At 73.0% G+C, this 17887-nt stretch carries 14 protein-coding genes; 3 read left to right on the top strand and 11 right to left on the bottom strand.

The annotated features are described in order from the left end of the window. The first annotated feature begins 141 nt into the window (after nucleotides 1–141). A complete protein-coding gene (locus ACZ4QV_RS26915) occupies nucleotides 142–900 on the top strand; it encodes an SIS domain-containing protein (RefSeq protein WP_361157145.1) in 759 nt (252 codons plus the stop codon). A 97-nt stretch (nucleotides 901–997) separates the two neighbouring features. On the opposite strand, the gene ACZ4QV_RS26920 is transcribed toward ACZ4QV_RS26915, so the two are convergent. Beyond that, on the bottom strand, nucleotides 998–2338 hold the full coding sequence (locus tag ACZ4QV_RS26920) for a PAS domain-containing protein (protein ID WP_467763552.1): 1341 nt from the start codon (nucleotides 2336–2338) through the stop codon (nucleotides 998–1000). 706 nt (nucleotides 2339–3044) lie between these two features. Next, entirely contained in the window at nucleotides 3045–3674 is a 630-nt protein-coding gene (gene pdxH, locus ACZ4QV_RS26925) for a pyridoxamine 5'-phosphate oxidase (protein ID WP_467763553.1), read from the bottom strand. Between the two features lie 604 nt (nucleotides 3675–4278). On the opposite strand from pdxH, the gene ACZ4QV_RS26930 reads away from it, so the two are divergent. Beyond that, nucleotides 4279–5376 carry a citrate synthase 2 gene (locus ACZ4QV_RS26930; protein ID WP_361156906.1) on the top strand — a complete coding sequence of 366 codons (1098 nt, stop codon included), beginning with the start codon at nucleotides 4279–4281 and terminating at the stop codon, nucleotides 5374–5376. Here ACZ4QV_RS26930 and ACZ4QV_RS26935 read toward each other — a convergent pair. Further along, nucleotides 5358–5780, bottom strand: coding sequence for a VOC family protein (locus ACZ4QV_RS26935; protein ID WP_361156908.1), 423 nt, complete (start codon nucleotides 5778–5780; stop codon nucleotides 5358–5360). The genes ACZ4QV_RS26930 and ACZ4QV_RS26935 overlap by 19 nt on opposite strands. Nucleotides 5781–5899: 119 nt before the next feature. Between ACZ4QV_RS26935 and ACZ4QV_RS26940 the strand changes: the two genes are divergently transcribed. Then, the gene (locus ACZ4QV_RS26940) at nucleotides 5900–6943 is read left to right on the top strand and encodes a helix-turn-helix transcriptional regulator (protein ID WP_361156911.1); all 1044 of its coding nucleotides are present in this window, start codon (nucleotides 5900–5902) and stop codon (nucleotides 6941–6943) included. Here ACZ4QV_RS26940 and ACZ4QV_RS26945 read toward each other — a convergent pair. From ACZ4QV_RS26945 to ACZ4QV_RS26980, 8 genes are all read right to left on the bottom strand, one after another. Continuing rightward, nucleotides 6922–7608, bottom strand: a complete 687-nt coding sequence (locus tag ACZ4QV_RS26945; protein WP_361156913.1) for a TetR/AcrR family transcriptional regulator — start codon at nucleotides 7606–7608, stop codon at nucleotides 6922–6924. The two genes, ACZ4QV_RS26940 and ACZ4QV_RS26945, sit on opposite strands and share 22 nt — an antisense overlap. Next, nucleotides 7596–8402, bottom strand: a complete 807-nt coding sequence (locus ACZ4QV_RS26950; protein ID WP_467763518.1) for an enoyl-CoA hydratase family protein — start codon at nucleotides 8400–8402, stop codon at nucleotides 7596–7598. Before ACZ4QV_RS26950 ends, ACZ4QV_RS26945 begins: the two co-directional genes overlap by 13 nt. After that, on the bottom strand, nucleotides 8399–9991 hold the full coding sequence (locus tag ACZ4QV_RS26955; RefSeq protein ID WP_361585079.1) for a 4-coumarate--CoA ligase family protein: 1593 nt from the start codon (nucleotides 9989–9991) through the stop codon (nucleotides 8399–8401). The genes ACZ4QV_RS26950 and ACZ4QV_RS26955 overlap by 4 nt, the downstream gene beginning before the upstream one ends. Nucleotides 9992–10153: 162 nt before the next feature. Further along, the gene (locus ACZ4QV_RS26960; protein ID WP_361156920.1) at nucleotides 10154–11323 is read right to left on the bottom strand and encodes an acyl-CoA dehydrogenase family protein; all 1170 of its coding nucleotides are present in this window, start codon (nucleotides 11321–11323) and stop codon (nucleotides 10154–10156) included. A gap of 103 nt (nucleotides 11324–11426) precedes the next feature. Beyond that, nucleotides 11427–13325 (bottom strand): acetyl/propionyl/methylcrotonyl-CoA carboxylase subunit alpha, encoded by a 1899-nt coding sequence (locus ACZ4QV_RS26965; protein ID WP_467763519.1) that lies wholly within the window; start codon nucleotides 13323–13325, stop codon nucleotides 11427–11429. Nucleotides 13326–13332: 7 nt separating this feature from the next. Then, nucleotides 13333–14931 (bottom strand): acyl-CoA carboxylase subunit beta, encoded by a 1599-nt coding sequence (locus tag ACZ4QV_RS26970; RefSeq protein WP_467763520.1) that lies wholly within the window; start codon nucleotides 14929–14931, stop codon nucleotides 13333–13335. Further along, the gene (locus ACZ4QV_RS26975) at nucleotides 14928–16634 is read right to left on the bottom strand and encodes an acyclic terpene utilization AtuA family protein (protein ID WP_467763521.1); all 1707 of its coding nucleotides are present in this window, start codon (nucleotides 16632–16634) and stop codon (nucleotides 14928–14930) included. The genes ACZ4QV_RS26970 and ACZ4QV_RS26975 overlap by 4 nt, the downstream gene beginning before the upstream one ends. Continuing rightward, nucleotides 16631–17440 (bottom strand): TIGR03084 family metal-binding protein, encoded by an 810-nt coding sequence (locus tag ACZ4QV_RS26980; protein ID WP_361156935.1) that lies wholly within the window; start codon nucleotides 17438–17440, stop codon nucleotides 16631–16633. The genes ACZ4QV_RS26975 and ACZ4QV_RS26980 overlap by 4 nt, the downstream gene beginning before the upstream one ends. Between the last annotated feature and the right edge of the window lie 447 nt (nucleotides 17441–17887).

A 17887-nucleotide genomic window follows, 5' to 3' on the forward strand; every position in this document is an offset into this window, starting at 1 on the left:
ATCCGCGCCACGGCCGTCCCGCCAGGGCAGGCACGCGGCACCCCGGCCGGCTCGTACTGCCGGATGCGTCAGAACGTAGGACAAACGTACGAGGACCAACGTACAAGACCGATGAGTACCGACGAGAGGGGCCCCGCGGCGATGGGCGAGAGCAACCGGTTGGCCGGGCAGTACTTCGACGCCGCGATCGACCTGCTGCGCCGGGTGCGCGACGAGGAGGACGAGCGGATCGGCGCCGCCGGGACGCTCATCGCCGACACCGTCGAGGCCGGCGGCCGGGTCTTCGTCTTCGGCGCCGGGCACTCCTCCCTCCCCGCGCAGGACACGGTCTACCGGGCCGGCGGCCTCGCCCTCATGAACCTGCTCACCGTCCCGGGCGTCGTCGGCGTCGACGTACGGCCCGCGACGCTCGGCAGCGCGCTGGAGCGGGTGGACGGACTGGCCGGGGCTGTCCTGGACACCAGCCCCCTGGAGGCCGGTGACGTGCTGATCGTCATCTCGCTCTCCGGCCGCAACTCGCTGCCGGTCGAGATGGCCATGAACGCGCGGGCGCTGGGCCTGAAGGTCATCGGGCTGACCTCGGTGGCGTACGCGGAGGAGACCAGGTCACGGCACGTCTCCGGCACATATCTGCGGGACCACTGCGACATCGTCCTGGACAGCAAGATCCCGGTGGGCGACGCGGAGTTGACGCTGCCGGGCATCGAGGCGCCGTTCGCCCCGGCCTCGACGGTCGTCACCAGCGCGGTCATGCAGGCCGTCGTCGCGACGGCCGCGGGCGTCCTGGCCGACCGCGGCATCGACCCGCCGCTGCTGCGCTCCGGGAACGTGGACGGCGGCCACGACTGGAACGGCCGGGTGATGCGGGAGTACGCGGACCGGATCTACTACCGGCAGTAGCGGACGGGGTACGGAAGCGGGGACGGCGGCCCAACACCGACCCCGCCGGCCCCTCAGGCCCCACCAGCCCCCAGGCACCCCCGGCCCCACCAACCCCTCAGCCCCCCGCCACCTCGCCCTCGAGATCCAGCGCCGCGGCGATCCGGGAGGCGACGTCCTCCGCGTACGCCGCGTCCGCGCGGTCGAAGGGCCGCCGTGAGGGCCCGCGCAGGAACGTCACCACGCCCAGCGTCCGCCCCCGGCTGCGCAGCACCACGCACAGGCCGTGCACGGTGCCGTCCGGCCACTTGCGGGCCGCGGCCCAGCCCTCCGCGACGGCCGCGCCCGCGCCGGCCCGTACCGAGCCGCACCGTTCCAGCGCCAGCGCGGCCGGGTGGCCCGCACCGTAGGCCACCGGAATCCCGGTCGGCGGGACCGCCTCGGAGGGGCCGGGCGCGCCGGCAGGTGAGGCGATGGCCCGTACCAGGGCGGGCGCGCTCTCCGGAGGGACGCCGGTGCCGCTCCCCTCACCGGCGCCGCCGTCCTCGCCGGTCCCGCCCCGCACCACATCGACCAGCCCGTGGTCGGCGAACCCCGCGAGGGCGAAGTCCAGGTGGACCGCCGCCGCCTCCGTCGGGTCCTCGCACTCCCCCGCGGCCCGGCCCGCCCGGTGCAGCTGCTGGGCGCGGAAGCGCAGCAGGGCGCTCTCCTGTTCCGTGCGCTTGGCGTCCGTGACGTCCTGGAAGAGCCAGCCCACGCCGAGCGGTACGGGTTCCTCCGTGAGGGGCGAGGCCAGCCGTACGAAGCCGCTGCGCCAGCACCGGCGGGTCTGTTCGGCCTCGTCGGACCGGAGGGTCACCCACAGTTCGGCGGCGGCGGGCGGGGTGCCTTCGGCGAGGACGTGCGTCAGGGCGCTCTCCAGTTCCTCCACGCCCTGGGTCAGCAGGTCGCCCAGCGGGCGTCCGAGCACGGCCGTACGGCCCATGCCCAGGGCGCGGGCGGCGTGCGCGTTGACGACCGCGGGCCGCAGGTCGGCGTCGACCAGCACCACGGCCCAGGAGGCGTCCACGAAGAGCGCCTCGCTCAGCGCGATGGACCGTTCCAGGTCGATCTGGGTGTGCACCTCGCTGAACGCGCAGTACACGCCGGCCGCCCGGCCGTCGGGCCCGAGCACCGCGGAGGACTGGGTGCGTACCAGGACGCGGCGCCCGTCCTTGGTCAGCAGCGCGAACTCGTGGACCTGGCGCCCGGGTGAGCGGGTCGCCGCCAGCAGGCGGGCCTCCACCTCGTCGGCGTCCTCCTTGCGTACCGCCCAGCCGGCCAGTCCCTGGCGGCCGACCGCCTCGTCCGCCGTCCAGCCGAGGATGCGTTCCGCCTCGCGGTTCCAGTGGGTGACCGAGCCGTCCGCGCCGAAGGCGCACAGCGCGGCGTCCATCCCGTCCAGCAGGGCGGCGAGCAGGCCGGAGTCGTCGCTGTCCGGCTGCGGGTCCTGGTCCGCTCCGGGGCACCCGTCCGCGCACGCGTCGTCCGGTGGCGGGCCGTCCCGGTCCGCTTCCCGGCCCTGCCCGCCGGGCGGTACGGGCGCGAAGCGGCGCGACGAGGGCGAGGACGACGAAGAAGACGATGACGATGACGATGACGATGACGACGATGAGGACGAGGAGGAGGACGACGAAGACGAAGCAGCCACTGGCACCCCCTACGAACGCGGCCGTACGTGCTGCACGCCGGATCATTCAACTGGAACGTGACGCGGACCACACCCCATTCGGGGAAATCCCTCAAATCCCTGCCGCCGAAATTCGGTTGTGCGGCCGCCGGACCGGTTCCTAGGGTGTGAGGCACACGAGAAGGGAGGTGGTTCGGCAGATGATTTCGCACCGGACGCGTGAGGTGGCTGCGGGCTAGCGGCCCGTCGTCGCACTCAGTGTGCAGCGCCGGACCAGCACAGGAGAGAGCTGTGCAGCCGGCCAATCCCAAGCAGTCACCCGACCCGCGGGCTGCCGGTTCGTCCGACCGGCCCCTTCGCGCCCCAGGCGCGGGGGAAGCAGCCCGCGGGTCGTCTGCGTCTCCGGACCCGGACGCGTAGGCGGCACCCGCCGCTTCTCGGCGCGCGGGCACGTAGGCCGTACCCGCCGCCCCTCAGGCGCGAGCCGTACGGCCCCTCAGGGCGCCAGCCGTACGACCGACCAGCTCGCCCCCGCGCCCTCGCGCTCGTACCGCAGCCGGTCGTGCAGGCGGTTCTCCCGGCCCTGCCAGAACTCGACGGTCTCCGCGACGACCCGTACGCCGCCCCAGTGCGGCGGCGCCGGTACCTGCTCGCCCTCGGGGTAGCGGGCCGCCAGATCGTCGTAGGCGCGTTCCAGTTCGGCGCGGGAGGCGACCGGCGTGGACTGGTCGCTGGCCCAGGCGCCGAGCTGGGAGCCGTGCGGGCGGGTACGGAAGTACGCGGCGGTCTCGTCGCGGCCGATGCGGGCGGCCGTGCCGGTCACGACGACCTGCCGGGCCAGCGGGTGCCAGGGGAAGAGCAGCGAGACGTGCGGGTTCTCCGCCAGGTCGCGGCCCTTGCGGCTGCCGTAGTTGGTGAAGAAGACAAAGCCGTGCTCGTCGAACCGCTTGAGCAGTACGGTCCTTGAGCTGGGGCGGCCCGCGGCGTCGGCGGTCGAGACGATCATCGCGTTCGGTTCGTGCAGTCCGCTGGTGGCCGCTTCCTTGAACCAGCGAGCGAACTGGTCGTACGGGCCGGGGGCGAGTTCTGCCTCGGTGAGTCCCTCGGCGCGGTACTGCGCCCGCATGGCGGAGGGATCGAGCGGGTCCGGGGTGGGCGTGTCGGCGGAGTGCACGGCCACATCTTGCAGCATGAGGGCCGGTTGGGGCAGCCGGGTGGCAGGGAAGTCTGCCCTTGGTCGACGTGGCGTAACCCTCGCTTAAGCGAATCGTCCGGTGTGCCGGATCTCACCCTTCCCGGCACGTACCGGACCGGCCAAAATCGTGCCGCGCGCCACTGTGGCGCACGGGCGGTGCGGGATATCGTGTCCGCCCTGAAGTGATCGAAGTGACGTGCTCCGGGCGGGAAGCCACGGGTGCCGGTCGGGTGACCAACGCCCGCGCGGGGCATGACGGGAGTGACCGGGACGGACCGCGAGCCGCAGGGGCGGCCGCGTAACCGGACCGGCGCCCGGACCCGTCGTCCGACGCCCGGAGCGGCCCGCGGAGCCGGTGGTCCCGCCGGGGCCGTCCGCCGGCCGGTCACCGCGGCGGACTTCCGGACGGCGTCCACCGCACCGCCGGCCCGAACCACCCGAAACGCCCGACCCGACCAGCCTGACCTGACAGATCTCGCACGCACGGCATCTTGGTCATGAGCCGCATGTCGTCCACATCTTGAGGAGCCGCCTGATGTCCGACTTCGTACCCGGACTCGAAGGAGTCGTCGCGTTCGAGACGGAGATCGCCGAACCGGACAAGGAGGGCGGCGCGCTGCGCTACCGGGGCGTCGACATCGAGGACCTGGTCGGCAAGGTCTCCTTCGGGAACGTGTGGGGGCTGCTGGTCGACGGGTCGTTCAACCCGGGGCTGCCGCCGGCCGAACCGTTCCCGATCCCCGTCCACTCGGGTGACATCCGGGTGGACGTGCAGTCCGCTCTGGCCATGCTCGCGCCGGTGTGGGGCCTGAAACCGCTGTTGGACACCGACGTGGAGACCGCCCGCGACGAGCTGGCGCGGGCGGCGGTGATGGCGCTGTCGTACGTCGCGCAGTCGGCGCGCGGGCAGGGGCTGCCGATGGTGCCGCAGAAGGAGATCGACAAGGCCGGCACGATCGTCGAGCGCTTCATGAAGCGCTGGCGCGGCGAGCCGGACCCCAAGCACGTCGCGGCGGTCGACGCCTACTGGACCTCGGCGGCCGAGCACGGCATGAACGCGTCCACGTTCACGGCCCGTGTCATCGCCTCGACCGGCGCCGACGTGGCGGCCGCGCTGTCGGGCGCGGTCGGCGCGATGTCCGGGCCGCTGCACGGCGGGGCGCCGTCCCGGGTCCTCGGCATGATCGAGGAGATCGAGCGGACGGGGGACGCGACGGCGTACGTGAAGCAGGCGCTGGACCGCGGCGAGCGGCTGATGGGCTTCGGCCACCGGGTGTACCGGGCCGAGGACCCGCGGGCCCGGGTGCTGCGGCGCACCGCCCGTGAGCTGGGCGCGCCGCGCTTCGAGGTGGCGGAGGCGCTGGAGAAGGCCGCCCTGGAGGAGCTGCACAACCGGCGTCCGGACCGGGTCCTGGCGACGAACGTGGAGTTCTGGGCGGCGATCGTGCTGGACTTCGCGGAGGTCCCGGCGCACATGTTCACGTCGATGTTCACCTGTGCCCGCACGGCGGGCTGGAGCGCGCACATCCTTGAGCAGAAGCGCACGGGCCGCCTGGTCCGGCCGTCGGCCACGTACGTCGGCCCCGGCCCGCGCGGGCCGGAGTCGGTGGAGGGCTACACGCTGCCCGTGTGACGGGCCGGGCGCTCCTGGCGCCGTACGGCGTCCTCGGTGACCGGCGTGAAGAGATTGACCAGGTTGCCGTCGGGGTCCCGGAGGAGCAGCGAGCGGTTGCCCCAGGGCATGGTCGTCGGCTCCTGGACGAACGTGCAGCCGTGGGACGCCAGACGCCGGTGTTCCGCGTCGACGTCGTCGACGCGGAACTCGGTGATCACCGTGTGGTTGGCGGCGGCCCGCGCGCTTCCTTCGCCGAACAGCGCCACCGTGCGGCTGCCGGCGATCGCCAGCGTGCCCGCCGGCGTCACGAGTTCGGCGAATTCGGGGGTGGCCCACGCTGCCGGGACGCCGGTGACGCGCTCGTAGAACGCGACGAGGCGGGCGACGTCGTCGGTGATCACGCGGAGGGAGACGAAGTTCATGGTGCTGCTTCCTGGCGGGGAGGGAGAGGTGCCCGGAACGACGGGCGTCGCCGGGCATCGCCCACGCTAGGAGCAATACCGGACAGCTTCCGCCCGGTATAGACGCAAGACTTGCGAACGTGACCACTTCGACCACCGCCCGGGTGCTCGGCCTGCTGGAGCTCCTTCAGGGCGGCGGCACCCGTACCGTTCCCGACCTCGCCGCCCGCCTCGGCGTCGACGAGCGCACCGTCCGCCGCTACGTAGCCCACCTGCTGGACCTCGACATCCCCGTCGACGCGGTGCGCGGCCGCTACGGCGGCTACCGGCTCGCCCCCGGCTACCGCATGCCCCCGCTGATGCTCACCGACGAGGAAGCCCTGGCCGTGCTGCTCGGTCTCCTCTCCGGGCAGCGCGGCGGGCCGGGAGCCGTCTCGGGGGCCTCCGCGGCGGCCGGCGAGAGTGCCGCGGCGAAGGTGCGGCGGGTGCTGCCCGTGACCCTGCGGCGGCGGCTGGAAGCGCTGCTGGAGACGGCCGACTTCACCGACCGTCCCCGTCCCGCCGCGCCTCCGCGGGCGGCGGTGCTGCTCGAACTCGCCGAGGCCGTACGCGGGCAGCGGCCGGTGGCGTTCGCGTACACCGACCGCGCGGGCGACGACAGCGCCCGTACGGTCCTGCCGTACGGGCTCGTGGCGCACTCCGGGCGGTGGTACCTGACCGGGGCAGGACGGGACGGCGGGGAGTTGCGGATCTTCCGGCTGGACCGGATCACCTCGGTCCGCCTGCTGACCGGTTCGTTCGACGTCCCGGACGGTTTCGATCCGGCGGCGACCGTCCTCGACCATCTCGCCCGTACGCCGTGGACCCACGACGTGTCGGTGCGCGTCCGGGCCACCGTCGGGCACCTCCGCGACCGGCTCCCGGCCGGGATCGCCGCGCTGTCCGAGGCCGGGCCCGCCGGCGGGTGGGACGGTGGGTCCGGCGACGGGTCCGATGACGGGTCCGGCTGGGTCCACGTCCGTATCCGGGCCGAGCGGCTGGACTGGATTCCGCCCGTACTGGCCGCGCTGGACCGGCCGTTCGTCATCGAACGCCCCACGGAACTGCGGGACCTCGTCCGCGCGCTGGCCCGCCGTCTGGGCGCGTACGCGGACGCCGACGATCAGCCCGGCCAGGGCGGCTGACCATCCCCCGACGGCGGCCGGCCGTCCCCCGACGGCGGCCCGTCCCCGTTCAGCACCGTGTCCAGAATGCGCGCCCACTGCGTCACCACGCGGTCCCGGCGCGGCTTGTCGTCCGTGAGGAGCGTGGCGAGACCGAGCCCCCGGGACATGTCGAGGAGTCCCTGGACGGTCTCGCGGACGCCGGCGACCGACTCGTCCGCGTCCAGGAGGCCGACCGCCGTACGGTGCGCCTCACGGCCGACGCGGGCCTCCAGAGCGGTGACCCGGTCCCGGAGCTGCTCCTCGTCGGAGGCGGCCACCCACAGGTGCAGGGCGGCGCGGAAGAGGGGGCCCGTGTAGAGGTTGACGATCTCCTCGACGACGATGCGGGTACGGGCGGCGGACCCGGCGGGCGGCAGATCGTGCGCGACGGCCTTGAGAGCCCCCTGGCGCTTCTCCGCGACGTGCTCGACGGCCGCCGTGAACAGGTCCTCCCGAGTACGGAAGTGGTGCTGGGCGGCCCCCCGCGAGACGCCCGCCCGCTCCGCGACGACGGAGACCGTGCTGCCGCTCCAGCCGCGTTCGGCGAGGCAGGAGACGGCCGCCTCCAGGAGCGCGCGGCGGGTGGCGCGGCTGCGTTCCTGCTGCGGTTCCCTGGGGTTGCGCGCGGGCGTCACCGTGCCCATGACGGTTCCCTGCGCTGGAGGAAGGCGGTCATGCCCTCCCGGGCCTCGTCGGAGGCGAAGAGGCGGGCCGAGGTGGCGGCGAGCGCCGCCGTGTCCCGGTCGAAGACGCGCAGCACCTCCGCGGTGACCAGGGCCTTGGAGGCCGCCAGGCCCTGGGGCGAGCCCTTGCGGAGGCCGGCGAGGACCGGTTCCAGGGCGGCGTCCGGGTCGTCGGCGGCCAGCGTCACCAGGCCGGTACGGGCCGCCTCGGCGGCGTCGAAACGCTCGCCGGTGAGGTAGTAGCGGGCGGCGGCCCGCGGGTCCATACGGGGCAGCAGCGGCATGGAGATGACGGCGGGCGCGAGACCGAGGCGAGCCTCGGTGAAGGCGAAGCTGGCGCCGGGGCCCGCCACGGACAGGTCGCAGGCGCCGAGAAGGCCGAGGCCGCCGGCCCGTACATGGCCGGTGACCTTGGCGACGACCGGCTTGGGGAGTTCGATGACGGTGCGCAGGAGACGGACGAGGCCGGGCGGGCCGGAGGCGGAAGCGCCGGTTCCGGTGGCCGCCTCCTCCGTCGCCTCCGCGAGGTCGGCACCCGCGCAGAACGTCGTCCCCGTGTGCGTGAGCAGCACGGCCCGGGTGTCGTCACTGGCGGCCGCGGCCGCCAGCGCCGCGTGGAGTTCGGTCACCAGGCGCCGGGACAGCGCGTTGCGGTTGTGCGGGGAGTCGAGGGTGAGGGTGGTGACGCCCCGCTCATGGGCGTGCCGCACCAAAGGCGCGGCAGCCGGCGAGGCGTCCGGCGTGGCATCGGTCATGAGGCCGTGGAACTCCTTTCCCTGGCGCGCAGTTCGCGCCGCAGGATCTTGCCGGTGGCGGCGCGTGGCACGGTGTCCGTGAACTCCACCCGCCGTACTTTCTTGTACGGGGCGACCTGTCCGGCAACGTACGTGATGACGTCGTCCTCGGTGAGCCGGGCCCCCTGCTCGCCGTGCCGCCGCACGACGTACGCCTTGGGGATCTCGTTGCCGTCCGCGTCGGTGACGCCGATCACCGCGGCGTCCGCGATGCCCTCGTGGGCGAGCAGCACCGCTTCGAGGTCGGCCGGGGCGACCTGGTAGCCCTTGTACTTGATCAGCTCTTTGACGCGGTCGACGACGTACAGCCAGCCGTCCGCGTCCACCTGCCCGATGTCACCGGTGTGCAGCCAGCCGTCGGCGTCGATCATCGCGTCGGTCTCCGCGGGACGGCCGAGGTAGCCCTTCATGACCTGCGGTCCGCGGATGAGGATCTCACCGCTCTCGCCGGTGCCGAGGTCCTTGTCGGCGTCCAGGCAGCGGATGCGCATCTCGGTGCCGGGCAGCAGCTTGCCGACGGTGCCGGGCGGCGCGTCGGTGGCGTCCAGCGGTACGACATGGGTGCCGGGCGACAGTTCGGTCATGCCGTACGCCTGCATGACGGGGCGGATGCCCAGGCGGCGGGCGCAGGTCTCGGCGAGGCGGGCGTCCAGCGGGGCGGCCGCGCTGACGACGTAGTCGAGCGAGGACAGGTCGTACTGGGTGACGGACGGGTGCTTGGCCAGGGCCAGGACGATGGGCGGAGCCACGTACACCGCGTTGACCCGGTACTTCTCGATCGTGCGCAGGAAGTGTTCGAGGTCGAAGCGGGGCAGCACGACGACGGTGGAGCCGTTGCGCAGCGGGGCGTTCATCAGGGACGTCAGCCCGTAGATGTGGAAGAACGGCAGCACCGCCAGGACGCGGTCGCCCGGGCCGCTGCTGATCAGCCGGTCGAGCTGGGCGAGGTTGGTGGCGATGGAGCGGTGGGTGAGCATGACGCCTTTGGGCGTCCCGGTGGTGCCGGAGGAGTACGGCAGGACGGCCACGTCCCGCGCCGGGTCGACGGGGACGGCGGGTTCGGGCGCGGTGGAGGCGAGCATGTCGCGTACGGAGCGGTGGCCCACGGCGCCGTCGCAGACGAACACCTCGGTGATGCCGCCCGCCTGTTCGGCGGCGCTGCGGGCCGTCTCCAGCAGCGGGGAGACGGTGACGATCCAGTTGGCGCCGGAGTCGCGGAGCTGCTGGGCGAACTCGGCGGAGGTGGCCAGGGGGTGGACGGTGGTGACGGCCGCGCCGCACCGTGAGGCGGCGTAGAAGACGGCCGGGTAGACGATGGTGTTCGGGCTGTGCAGGGCGAGCACGTCACCGGGCCGGACACCGGCGTCGGCCAGCGCGGCGGCGATCCGCCGCGTGGCGCCGTCGAGTTCGGCGTAGCTGACCGTGGTGCCGTCCTGGCCGTCGATCAGGGCGGGCAGCGCGGCGTGCTCGGCGGCCGACCGGCCCAGTACCGCTTCGTGGATCGGCAGGTCCACGGGTGCGACATCGGCGTACTGACTGTGAAAGACCATGGCCATCCCCTCAGCAGCGGCGCGCGTCCGGGCCGGTGCGGGTCGCGGGCGGGCGCCTGTCCGTGTGCGTGCAGCATCGCGGTTGCCGGTGCGGTTGTCAGTACGGCGACCGCGATGCCGCGCCCGGCGCCGGGGCGCAGACGGGGGTGCGAAGACAGGCTCTCAGTAGGACTTCGGCAACCCGAGGCTCTGGTGGGAGACGTAGTTGAGGATCATCTCCCGGCTGACCGGCGCGATCCGCGCCACCCGGGCCGCGGTGATCAGCGTGGCCAGACCGTACTCGCGGGTCAGGCCGTTGCCGCCGAGGGTGTGCACCGCCTGGTCCACGGCCCGCACGGCCGCCTCCGCCGCCGCGTACTTGGCCATGTTGGCGGCCTCGCCCGCGCCCAGGTCGTCGCCCGCGTCGTACAGATGGGTGGCCTTCCGCATCATCAGGCGGGCCAGTTCCAGTTCGATGTGGACCTGGGCGAGGGGGTGGGCGACGGCCTGGTGGGCGCCGATGGGCTCCTTCCAGACCTGCCGGGTGCGGGCGTAGTCGACGGCCCGCTCGACCGCGTACCGGCCCATGCCGAGCGCGAACGCGGCGGTCATGATGCGTTCCGGGTTGAGCCCGGCGAAGAGCTGGAGCAGTCCCGCGTCCTCGTCGCCGACCAGAGCGTCCGCGGGCAGCCGGACGTCGTCCAGGGTCAGCTCGAACTGCTTCTCCGGAGCCGCCAGCTCCATGGCGATCAGGCTGCGCCCGAACCCGGGGGTGTCGCGCGGGACGATGAACAGACACGCCTTGAGCTTGCCGGTGCGGGCGTCCTCGGTACGGCCGACGACGAGGGTGGCGTCGGCGATGTCCACACCCGATATGAAGACCTTGCGTCCGTTGAGGACCCAGCCGCCGGTCTCCGGGTCGCGGCGGGCGGTGGTGGTGATGCGGTGCGAGTTGGAGCCGGCGTCCGGCTCGGTGATGCCGAAGGCCATCTTGCGGGAGCCGTCGGCGAGACCGGGCAGCCAGGTCCGCTTCTGCTCCTCGGTGCCGAAGCGGGCGATGACCGTGCCGCAGATGGCCGGTGAGACGACGAGCATCAGCAGCGGGCAGCCGGCCGCGCCCAGCTCCTCCAGCACGATGGAGAGTTCGGTGATGCCGCCGCCTCCGCCGCCGTACTCCTCGGGCAGGTTCACGCCCAGGTAGCCGAGCTCGGCGGCCTCGGTCCACAGCTCGTCGGTGTGTTTGCCCTCGGCGACGACACGGGCGAAGTACTCCCGCCCGTAGCGCTTGCCGAGCGCGGCGACGGACGCGCGGAGGGCGCGGTGTTCCTCGGTCTCGATCACGGGGTTGCTCACGGGGGCTCCTTCGGAGGGGGAGGACGTCACTCGGGGCCGGCCTCGGACCGGCCTGGGAAACGGCTTCCGGACCAGCTTCGGGACCGGCTGAGGAGCCGGTGGCTCACTCGGTGACGACGGCCAGCGGCGTGCCGACCTCGACCTGCTGACCGGCCTTGACGCGCAGGGCGCTCAGCGTGCCGGAGACGGGTGCGGTGATCTTGTGTTCCATCTTCATCGCCTCCAGCCAGAGCAGCGGCGCCCCGGCTTCGACGCGGTCGCCCTCGGCCAGGCCGTCGGCCACCCGGACGACCGTGCCGGGCATCGGGGCGAGCAGCGACCCCGGTTCCGTACGGGCGGTGGGGTCGGGGAAGCGGGGCCGGGCGACGAGGACGCGGGAGCCGACGGCGGAGTCCACGAAGACCTGGTCGCCGTAGCGGCAGACGACGAACTCGCGCCGCAAACCGCCAGCTTCCAGCACGACCCGCCCGGACGCGGCCGACAGGAGCCGTACGCCCGGGAAGTCCTCGGCACACAGCCCGTCGCGGTCCAGCCGGTAGCGGACTTCGTGCTCGCTGCCACCGCAGGCGTACGTCCTGGTCTGCGGCTGCGACGGTACGTTGCGGAACCCGCCGAAGCGGGACCGGCCGTGCGCGTCGGCGAGGGCGGCGGCCAGCGCGCACAGGCCGGTGGCCGTGGCGTCCGGGGCCTCCGTCAGGCCCCCCAGGTTGCGGTCGTAGAACCCGGTGTCCAGGCCCGTGGCGGTGGCGAACTCGGGGTGCCGCAGGGACCGTACGAGCAGGTCGCGGTTGGTGACCGGGCCGTGCACCCGGGTCCGCTCCAGCGCGCCCGCCAGCTTCCGTACGGCCTCGGCGCGGCTCGGTGCCCAGGCGATGACCTTGGCGAGCATCGGGTCGTAGTGCACGCCGATGACGGCGCCGTCGTCCACACCCGCATCGAGCCGGACGCCATCGGGCACGGAGAGACAGTGCAGCGTGCCCGTCTGCGGCTGCCAGTCCGCCGCCGGGTCCTCGGCGTACAGCCGGGCCTCGACGGCGTGGCCGCGCGGCGCGGGCGGCGCGTCCGGCAACGCCTCCCCCTCGGCGACCCGTAGCTGGAGCGCGACGAGATCGACGCCGTACACCGCCTCGGTGACCGGATGCTCGACCTGAAGGCGGGTGTTCATCTCCAGGAAGTGAGCGTGGCCGGCAGCGGAGACGAGGAACTCGACGGTGCCCGCGCCCCGGTATCCGATGGTGCGGGCGGCGTCGGCGGCCGCCGCGTGCAGGGTGGCGCGCAGCTCGTCGGAGAGGCCGGGAGCGGGAGCCTCCTCGATCACCTTCTGGTGGCGGCGCTGAAGGGAGCAGTCCCGCGTGCCGAGCGTCCAGACCGTACCGTGCGCGTCGGCGAGGACCTGCACCTCGACGTGCCGGCCCCCGACGACGTACGGCTCGGCGAACACCTCACCGTCCCCGAAGGCAGCCGCGGCCTCGGCCCGCGCCGCCGCCATCTCCCCCGGCAGCGCGCCGAGTTCCCGTACGACGCGCATGCCGCGCCCACCACCACCAGCCGCCGCCTTGACCAGCAACGGCAAGTCGGCAGCGGTCGCCCGCTCCGGATCGACGGGGGCGAGCAGCGGCACCCCGGCCGCCGCCATCAGTTCCTTGGCGCGCGTCTTGGATGCCATCGCCTCGATGGCGGCGGGCGGCGGACCGACCCAGGTCAGGCCCGCGTCGGCGACGGCGGTGGCAAAGCCGGCGTTCTCGGAGAGGAAGCCGTAGCCGGGGTGGACGGCGTCGGCACCGGCAGCGTGCGCGGCCTTCACGATCAGGTCGCCGCGCAGGTAGGTGTCGGCGGGGGCGTTGCCCGGGAGGCGTACGGCGGCGTCGGCCTCGCGGACGTGCGGCGCGTCGGCGTCCGCGTCGGAGTACACGGCCACCGTGGCGATGCCCAGTTCCCGGCAGGTGCGGAAGACCCGGCGGGCGATCTCGCCACGGTTGGCGACGAGGAGGGAAGAGATCACTGGTTCCTCACATCCGGAAGACGCCGAAGCCGCCGCGCGCGCCTTCGACGGGGGCGGTGTGCAGGGCGGACAGGCACAGGCCGAGGACGGTACGGGTGTCGCGCGGGTCGATGACGCCGTCGTCGTACAGCCGCCCGGACAGGAACATCGGCAGCGACTCGGACTCGATCTGCTGCTCCACCATGGCGCGCAGCCCGGCGTCCGCCTCGTCGTCGTACGGCTGCCCCTTGGCGGCGGCGGAAGCGCGCGCCACGATCGACAGCACCCCCGCCAACTGCTGCGGCCCCATCACGGCGGACTTGGCGCTGGGCCAGGCGAACAGGAAGCGCGGGTCGTAGGCGCGGCCGCACATGCCGTAGTGCCCGGCGCCGTAACTCGCCCCCATGAGCACGGACAGATGCGGCACCCGCGAGTTGCTGACCGCGTTGATCATCATCGCGCCGTGCTTGATGATGCCGCCCTGCTCGTACTCCTTGCCGACCATGTAGCCGGTGGTGTTGTGCAGGAAGACCAGCGGGATGTCACGCTGGTTGGCGAGCTGGATGAACTGCGCGGCCTTCTGGGACTCCGCGCTGAACAGCACGCCCTGCGCGTTGGCGAGGACACCGACCGGGTAGCCGTGCAGTTCGGCCCAGCCGGTGACCAGGCTCGGCCCGTACAGCGGCTTGAACTCGTCGAAGTCCGACCCGTCCACGACGCGCGCGATGACCTCACGCGGATCGAAGGGCGCCTTGAGGTCACCGGGCACGATGCCCAGCAGCTCCTCCTCGTCGTACCTGGGCGGCTCGCCGACTCCCGGATCGCCATGCGCCTTGCGCCAGTTCAGCCGGGCGACGACGCGGCGCGCCCGGCGCAGCGCGTCCGGCTCGTCCACGGCGAAGTAGTCCGCGAGCCCGGAGGTACGGGCGTGCATCTCGGCGCCGCCCAGCGACTCGTCGTCGCTCTCCTCACCGGTGGCCATCTTGACCAGCGGCGGCCCGCCGAGGAAGACCTTCGCCCGCTCCTTGACCATGATCACGTGGTCGGACATGCCCGGGATGTACGCGCCGCCCGCCGTGGAGTTGCCGAAGACCACGGCGACCGTGGGAATACCGGCCGCGGACAGCCGGGTGATGTCCTTGAACAGCGCACCCCCCGGAATGAAGATCTCCTTCTGGCTGGGCAGGTCCGCGCCGCCGGACTCCACCAGCGACACGACGGGCAGCCGGTTGGCGAAGGCGATCTCGTTGGCGCGCAGCGCCTTCTTCAGCGTCCAGGGATTGCTGGCCCCGCCCCGTACGGTCGGGTCGTTGGCCGTGACCAGGCACTCCACCCCCTCGATCACCCCGATGCCGGTGACCAGCGACGCACCCACCGGGTAGTCGCTGCCCCAGGCGGCCAGCGGCGACAGCTCCAGGAACGGCGTGTCCGGGTCGAGGAGCAGTTCGATCCGCTCACGGGCGAGCAACTTGCCGCGCTTGCGGTGCCGCTCCACGTACTTCGCACCACCCCCACCGATGGCCTTGGCATGCTCGGCACCGACCTCCGCCAGCCTGCCGAGCATCGCCTCCCGATTCGCCACGTACTCAGGCCCTGACGGGTCCAGCCGGCTGCCGAGCACGGTCACAGCAACACCTCCGGTATCTCCAGGTGGCGGGCGCGCAGCCACTCCCCCACGGCTTTGGCCTGCGGGTCGAAGCGGGCCTGCGCGGCGACGCCCGCACCGAGCAGGCCGTCGATCACGAAGTTCAGGGAGCGCAGGTTGGGCAGCACGTGCCGGGTGACGGGCAGCTCCGCCGCCTCGGGGAGGAGCGCGCGCAGCCGGTCGACGGTCAGCTCGTGCGCCAGCCAGCGCCAGGCCGCCTCCGTACGGGCCCACACCCCGACGTTGGCCGACCCGCCCTTGTCACCACTGCGGGCACCGGCCACCAGCCCGAGGGGAGCGTGGCGCAGACGGCCGTCATGGGCGAGGGGTTCGGGCAGGGCGGGCTCGGCGAGCGGTGTGATCTCGCGGGTCTCCGCCGGTGGCGGCAGTTCGACGCGGCTGCCGTCCGGCAGTACGGCCCGGTGCGGTACGTCCTCCGCGGCCACGTACTCCGCCTCGAAGACCCCGTACGGCTCCCCCTTGCCCGGCGGCGCCGTCACATGGAAGCCGGGAATGCTCCCGAGCGCCAGCTCGACAGCCGCCCCGCTCACCACCCGCCCCACCGCGTCCTGCTCCGGGTCCCGCACCACCAGCCGCAGCAGGGCACTCGCCTCCTCCTGGACGGCGGCATCCACATGATCGGTCCGGGCCAACGACCACTCCACGGACGCCGGGCGGCGTTTCGCCGCGTCGAGGGCCGCCTCCATCTGCTCCCGTACGAGCGCGGCCTTGTCCGCGATGTCCAGGCCGGTCAGCACGAACGTGACCGCGTTGCGCCAGCCGCCGAGCCGGGTCAGGCCCACCTTCAGCGTCGGCGGCGGCGCCTCACCGCGCACCCCGTCGATCCGGACCCGGTCCGGCCCGTCCTGCGTGAGTCGCACCGTGTCCAGCCGCGCGGTCACATCCGGCCCCGCGTAGCGCGCGCCGGCCGTCTCGTAGAGCAACTGCGCAGTAACGGTGCCGACGGTCACCGCCCCGCCCGTACCAGCATGTTTGGTGATCACCGAGGACCCGTCAGCGGCGATCTCGGCGACCGGAAACCCGGGCCGGCGCAGGTCGTGGGCGGCGAAAAACGCATAGTTGCCGCCGGTGGCCTGGGTACCGCACTCCAGCACGTGCCCCGCCACGACCGCCCCGGCCAACCGGTCGTGGTCAGCGGGCGTCCACCCGAAATGCGCCGCTGCCGCCCCGCTGACCAGCGCGGCGTCCGTGACCCGGCCGGTCACGACCACATCGGCACCGGCCCGCAGGCACGCGGCGATACCCTCACCGCCCAGATAGGCATGGGCCGTCACCACACCCGCACGCCCGGCGTACCGGGCCATCAGATCGTCCCCCTCCACACGCGCCACCCGGACCGTCACACCGACCCGCGCCGCCAACTCCCGCACGGCACCGGCCAGCCCGGCAGGATTGAGCCCTCCGGCATTGGCGACGATCCGCACCCCACGCTCGACGGCCAGCCCCAGGCCCTCCTCCAACTGCCGCAAAAACGTCTTCGCATAACCACGCGCAGGGTCCTTGAGCCGGTCGCGACCCAGAATCAGCATGGTCAGCTCAGCGAGGTAGTCGCCGGTCAGCACATCCAACGGACCGCCGGTGAGCATCTCCCGTACGGCATCAAAACGATCGCCGTAAAACCCGGAGGCATTGCCCACACGCAGGACTCCCCCTCCACCGGTCACCGGGCACTCCCCCGGCCACCGCGACCGCCCGGCACCCGCCCCTTCCCCGGCGGACCGGCAAACGCCTGGGCGATACCCAGCCAGCGGTCGGCGTCCGCCCCGTCCGCCCGCACATCCACATCGTCACGATGGGCGCGCTGAGTCACCAACAAACAGAAACCGAGCGCGTCCCCCGTCACCCGCTGAGCCGCACCTTCCGGCCCGTACGCCCAGACACCACCACCGGGAGCCCGCAGCTCGACCCGGAACTCCTCCTCCGGAGCAGGCAACCCATGGGCCGCATAAGCGAAATTCCGCGCCCGCACCCCGATGCGGGCCACATGCCGAAGCCGCGCAGTAGGTTCACGCGACACTCCGAGCGCGTCGGCGACGTCCTGACCGTGCGCCCAGGTCTCCATCAGCCGCCCGGTAGCCACCGAAGCGACGCTCATCGGCGGCCCGTACCACGGCAGTTTCTCCCCCGAGGGCCGCGCGGCCAGCACCTCTTGCAACTCGTCCCGTCCCGCCCGCCAACGGGCCAGCAGGCGCGCGGGCGGCGCCTGCGCCTCCTCCGCCGCACCTTCGTCGACGAAGGTCGCGGGAGCAGCCAGGGCCCTCCGAACGGCGCCCTGAAAGGCCACAGGATCCGTCGCGGACAACAGGGCCTGCCGATCGGTCCAGGCCAGATGCCCGATCTGGTGAGCGACGGTCCACCCCTCGGCCGGGGTCAACAGCGCCCACCCCTCCGGCTCGAGCCCGCCGACCAACACGTCGAGCGCGTCCCCTTCGTCCCTCAGATCGGCCAGTACGGCCTCGGCGTCGGACACGCGGCACTCCCCTCGTCGGCCATCTGCCGTGCGGGCAGGGCACGTTGACTCATGCGGTACGAGTTGCGGAACCGAGCGTGACAGCGCGACCAGAAACAATCAAGCACGCCTGCATGATTTTCTGAACCTGAGACCCGATGGGGGCGCGCGTGGTGCGCGAGCGTTCCGGTGGGAGGCTCGGGGCCACTCCAGCGGGGCCGCTCTCCCCCAGCCTTCGGCCGGGAACCCCCAAGGGCATCCTTCAGCTTCAGCGAATCGGATACGTGGGCCAGCGTGCGGACTGCCTGCGGGGCCCCGGGGGATGTCCCCAGCCCTGGCCGTCCGGCAGCCATCCCTGCCGATCGGGCTGGGCACTCCCGCAAGCCCGATCGCTCATCCCTCGCGCGCAGCGCGGGAGAGCGGCCGGAGGAGAGCAGCAGTGTCGCCCACGCTCACGCGAGCCTCACC

The sequence above is a fragment of the Streptomyces sp. NPDC026394 genome (assembly GCF_055567735.1).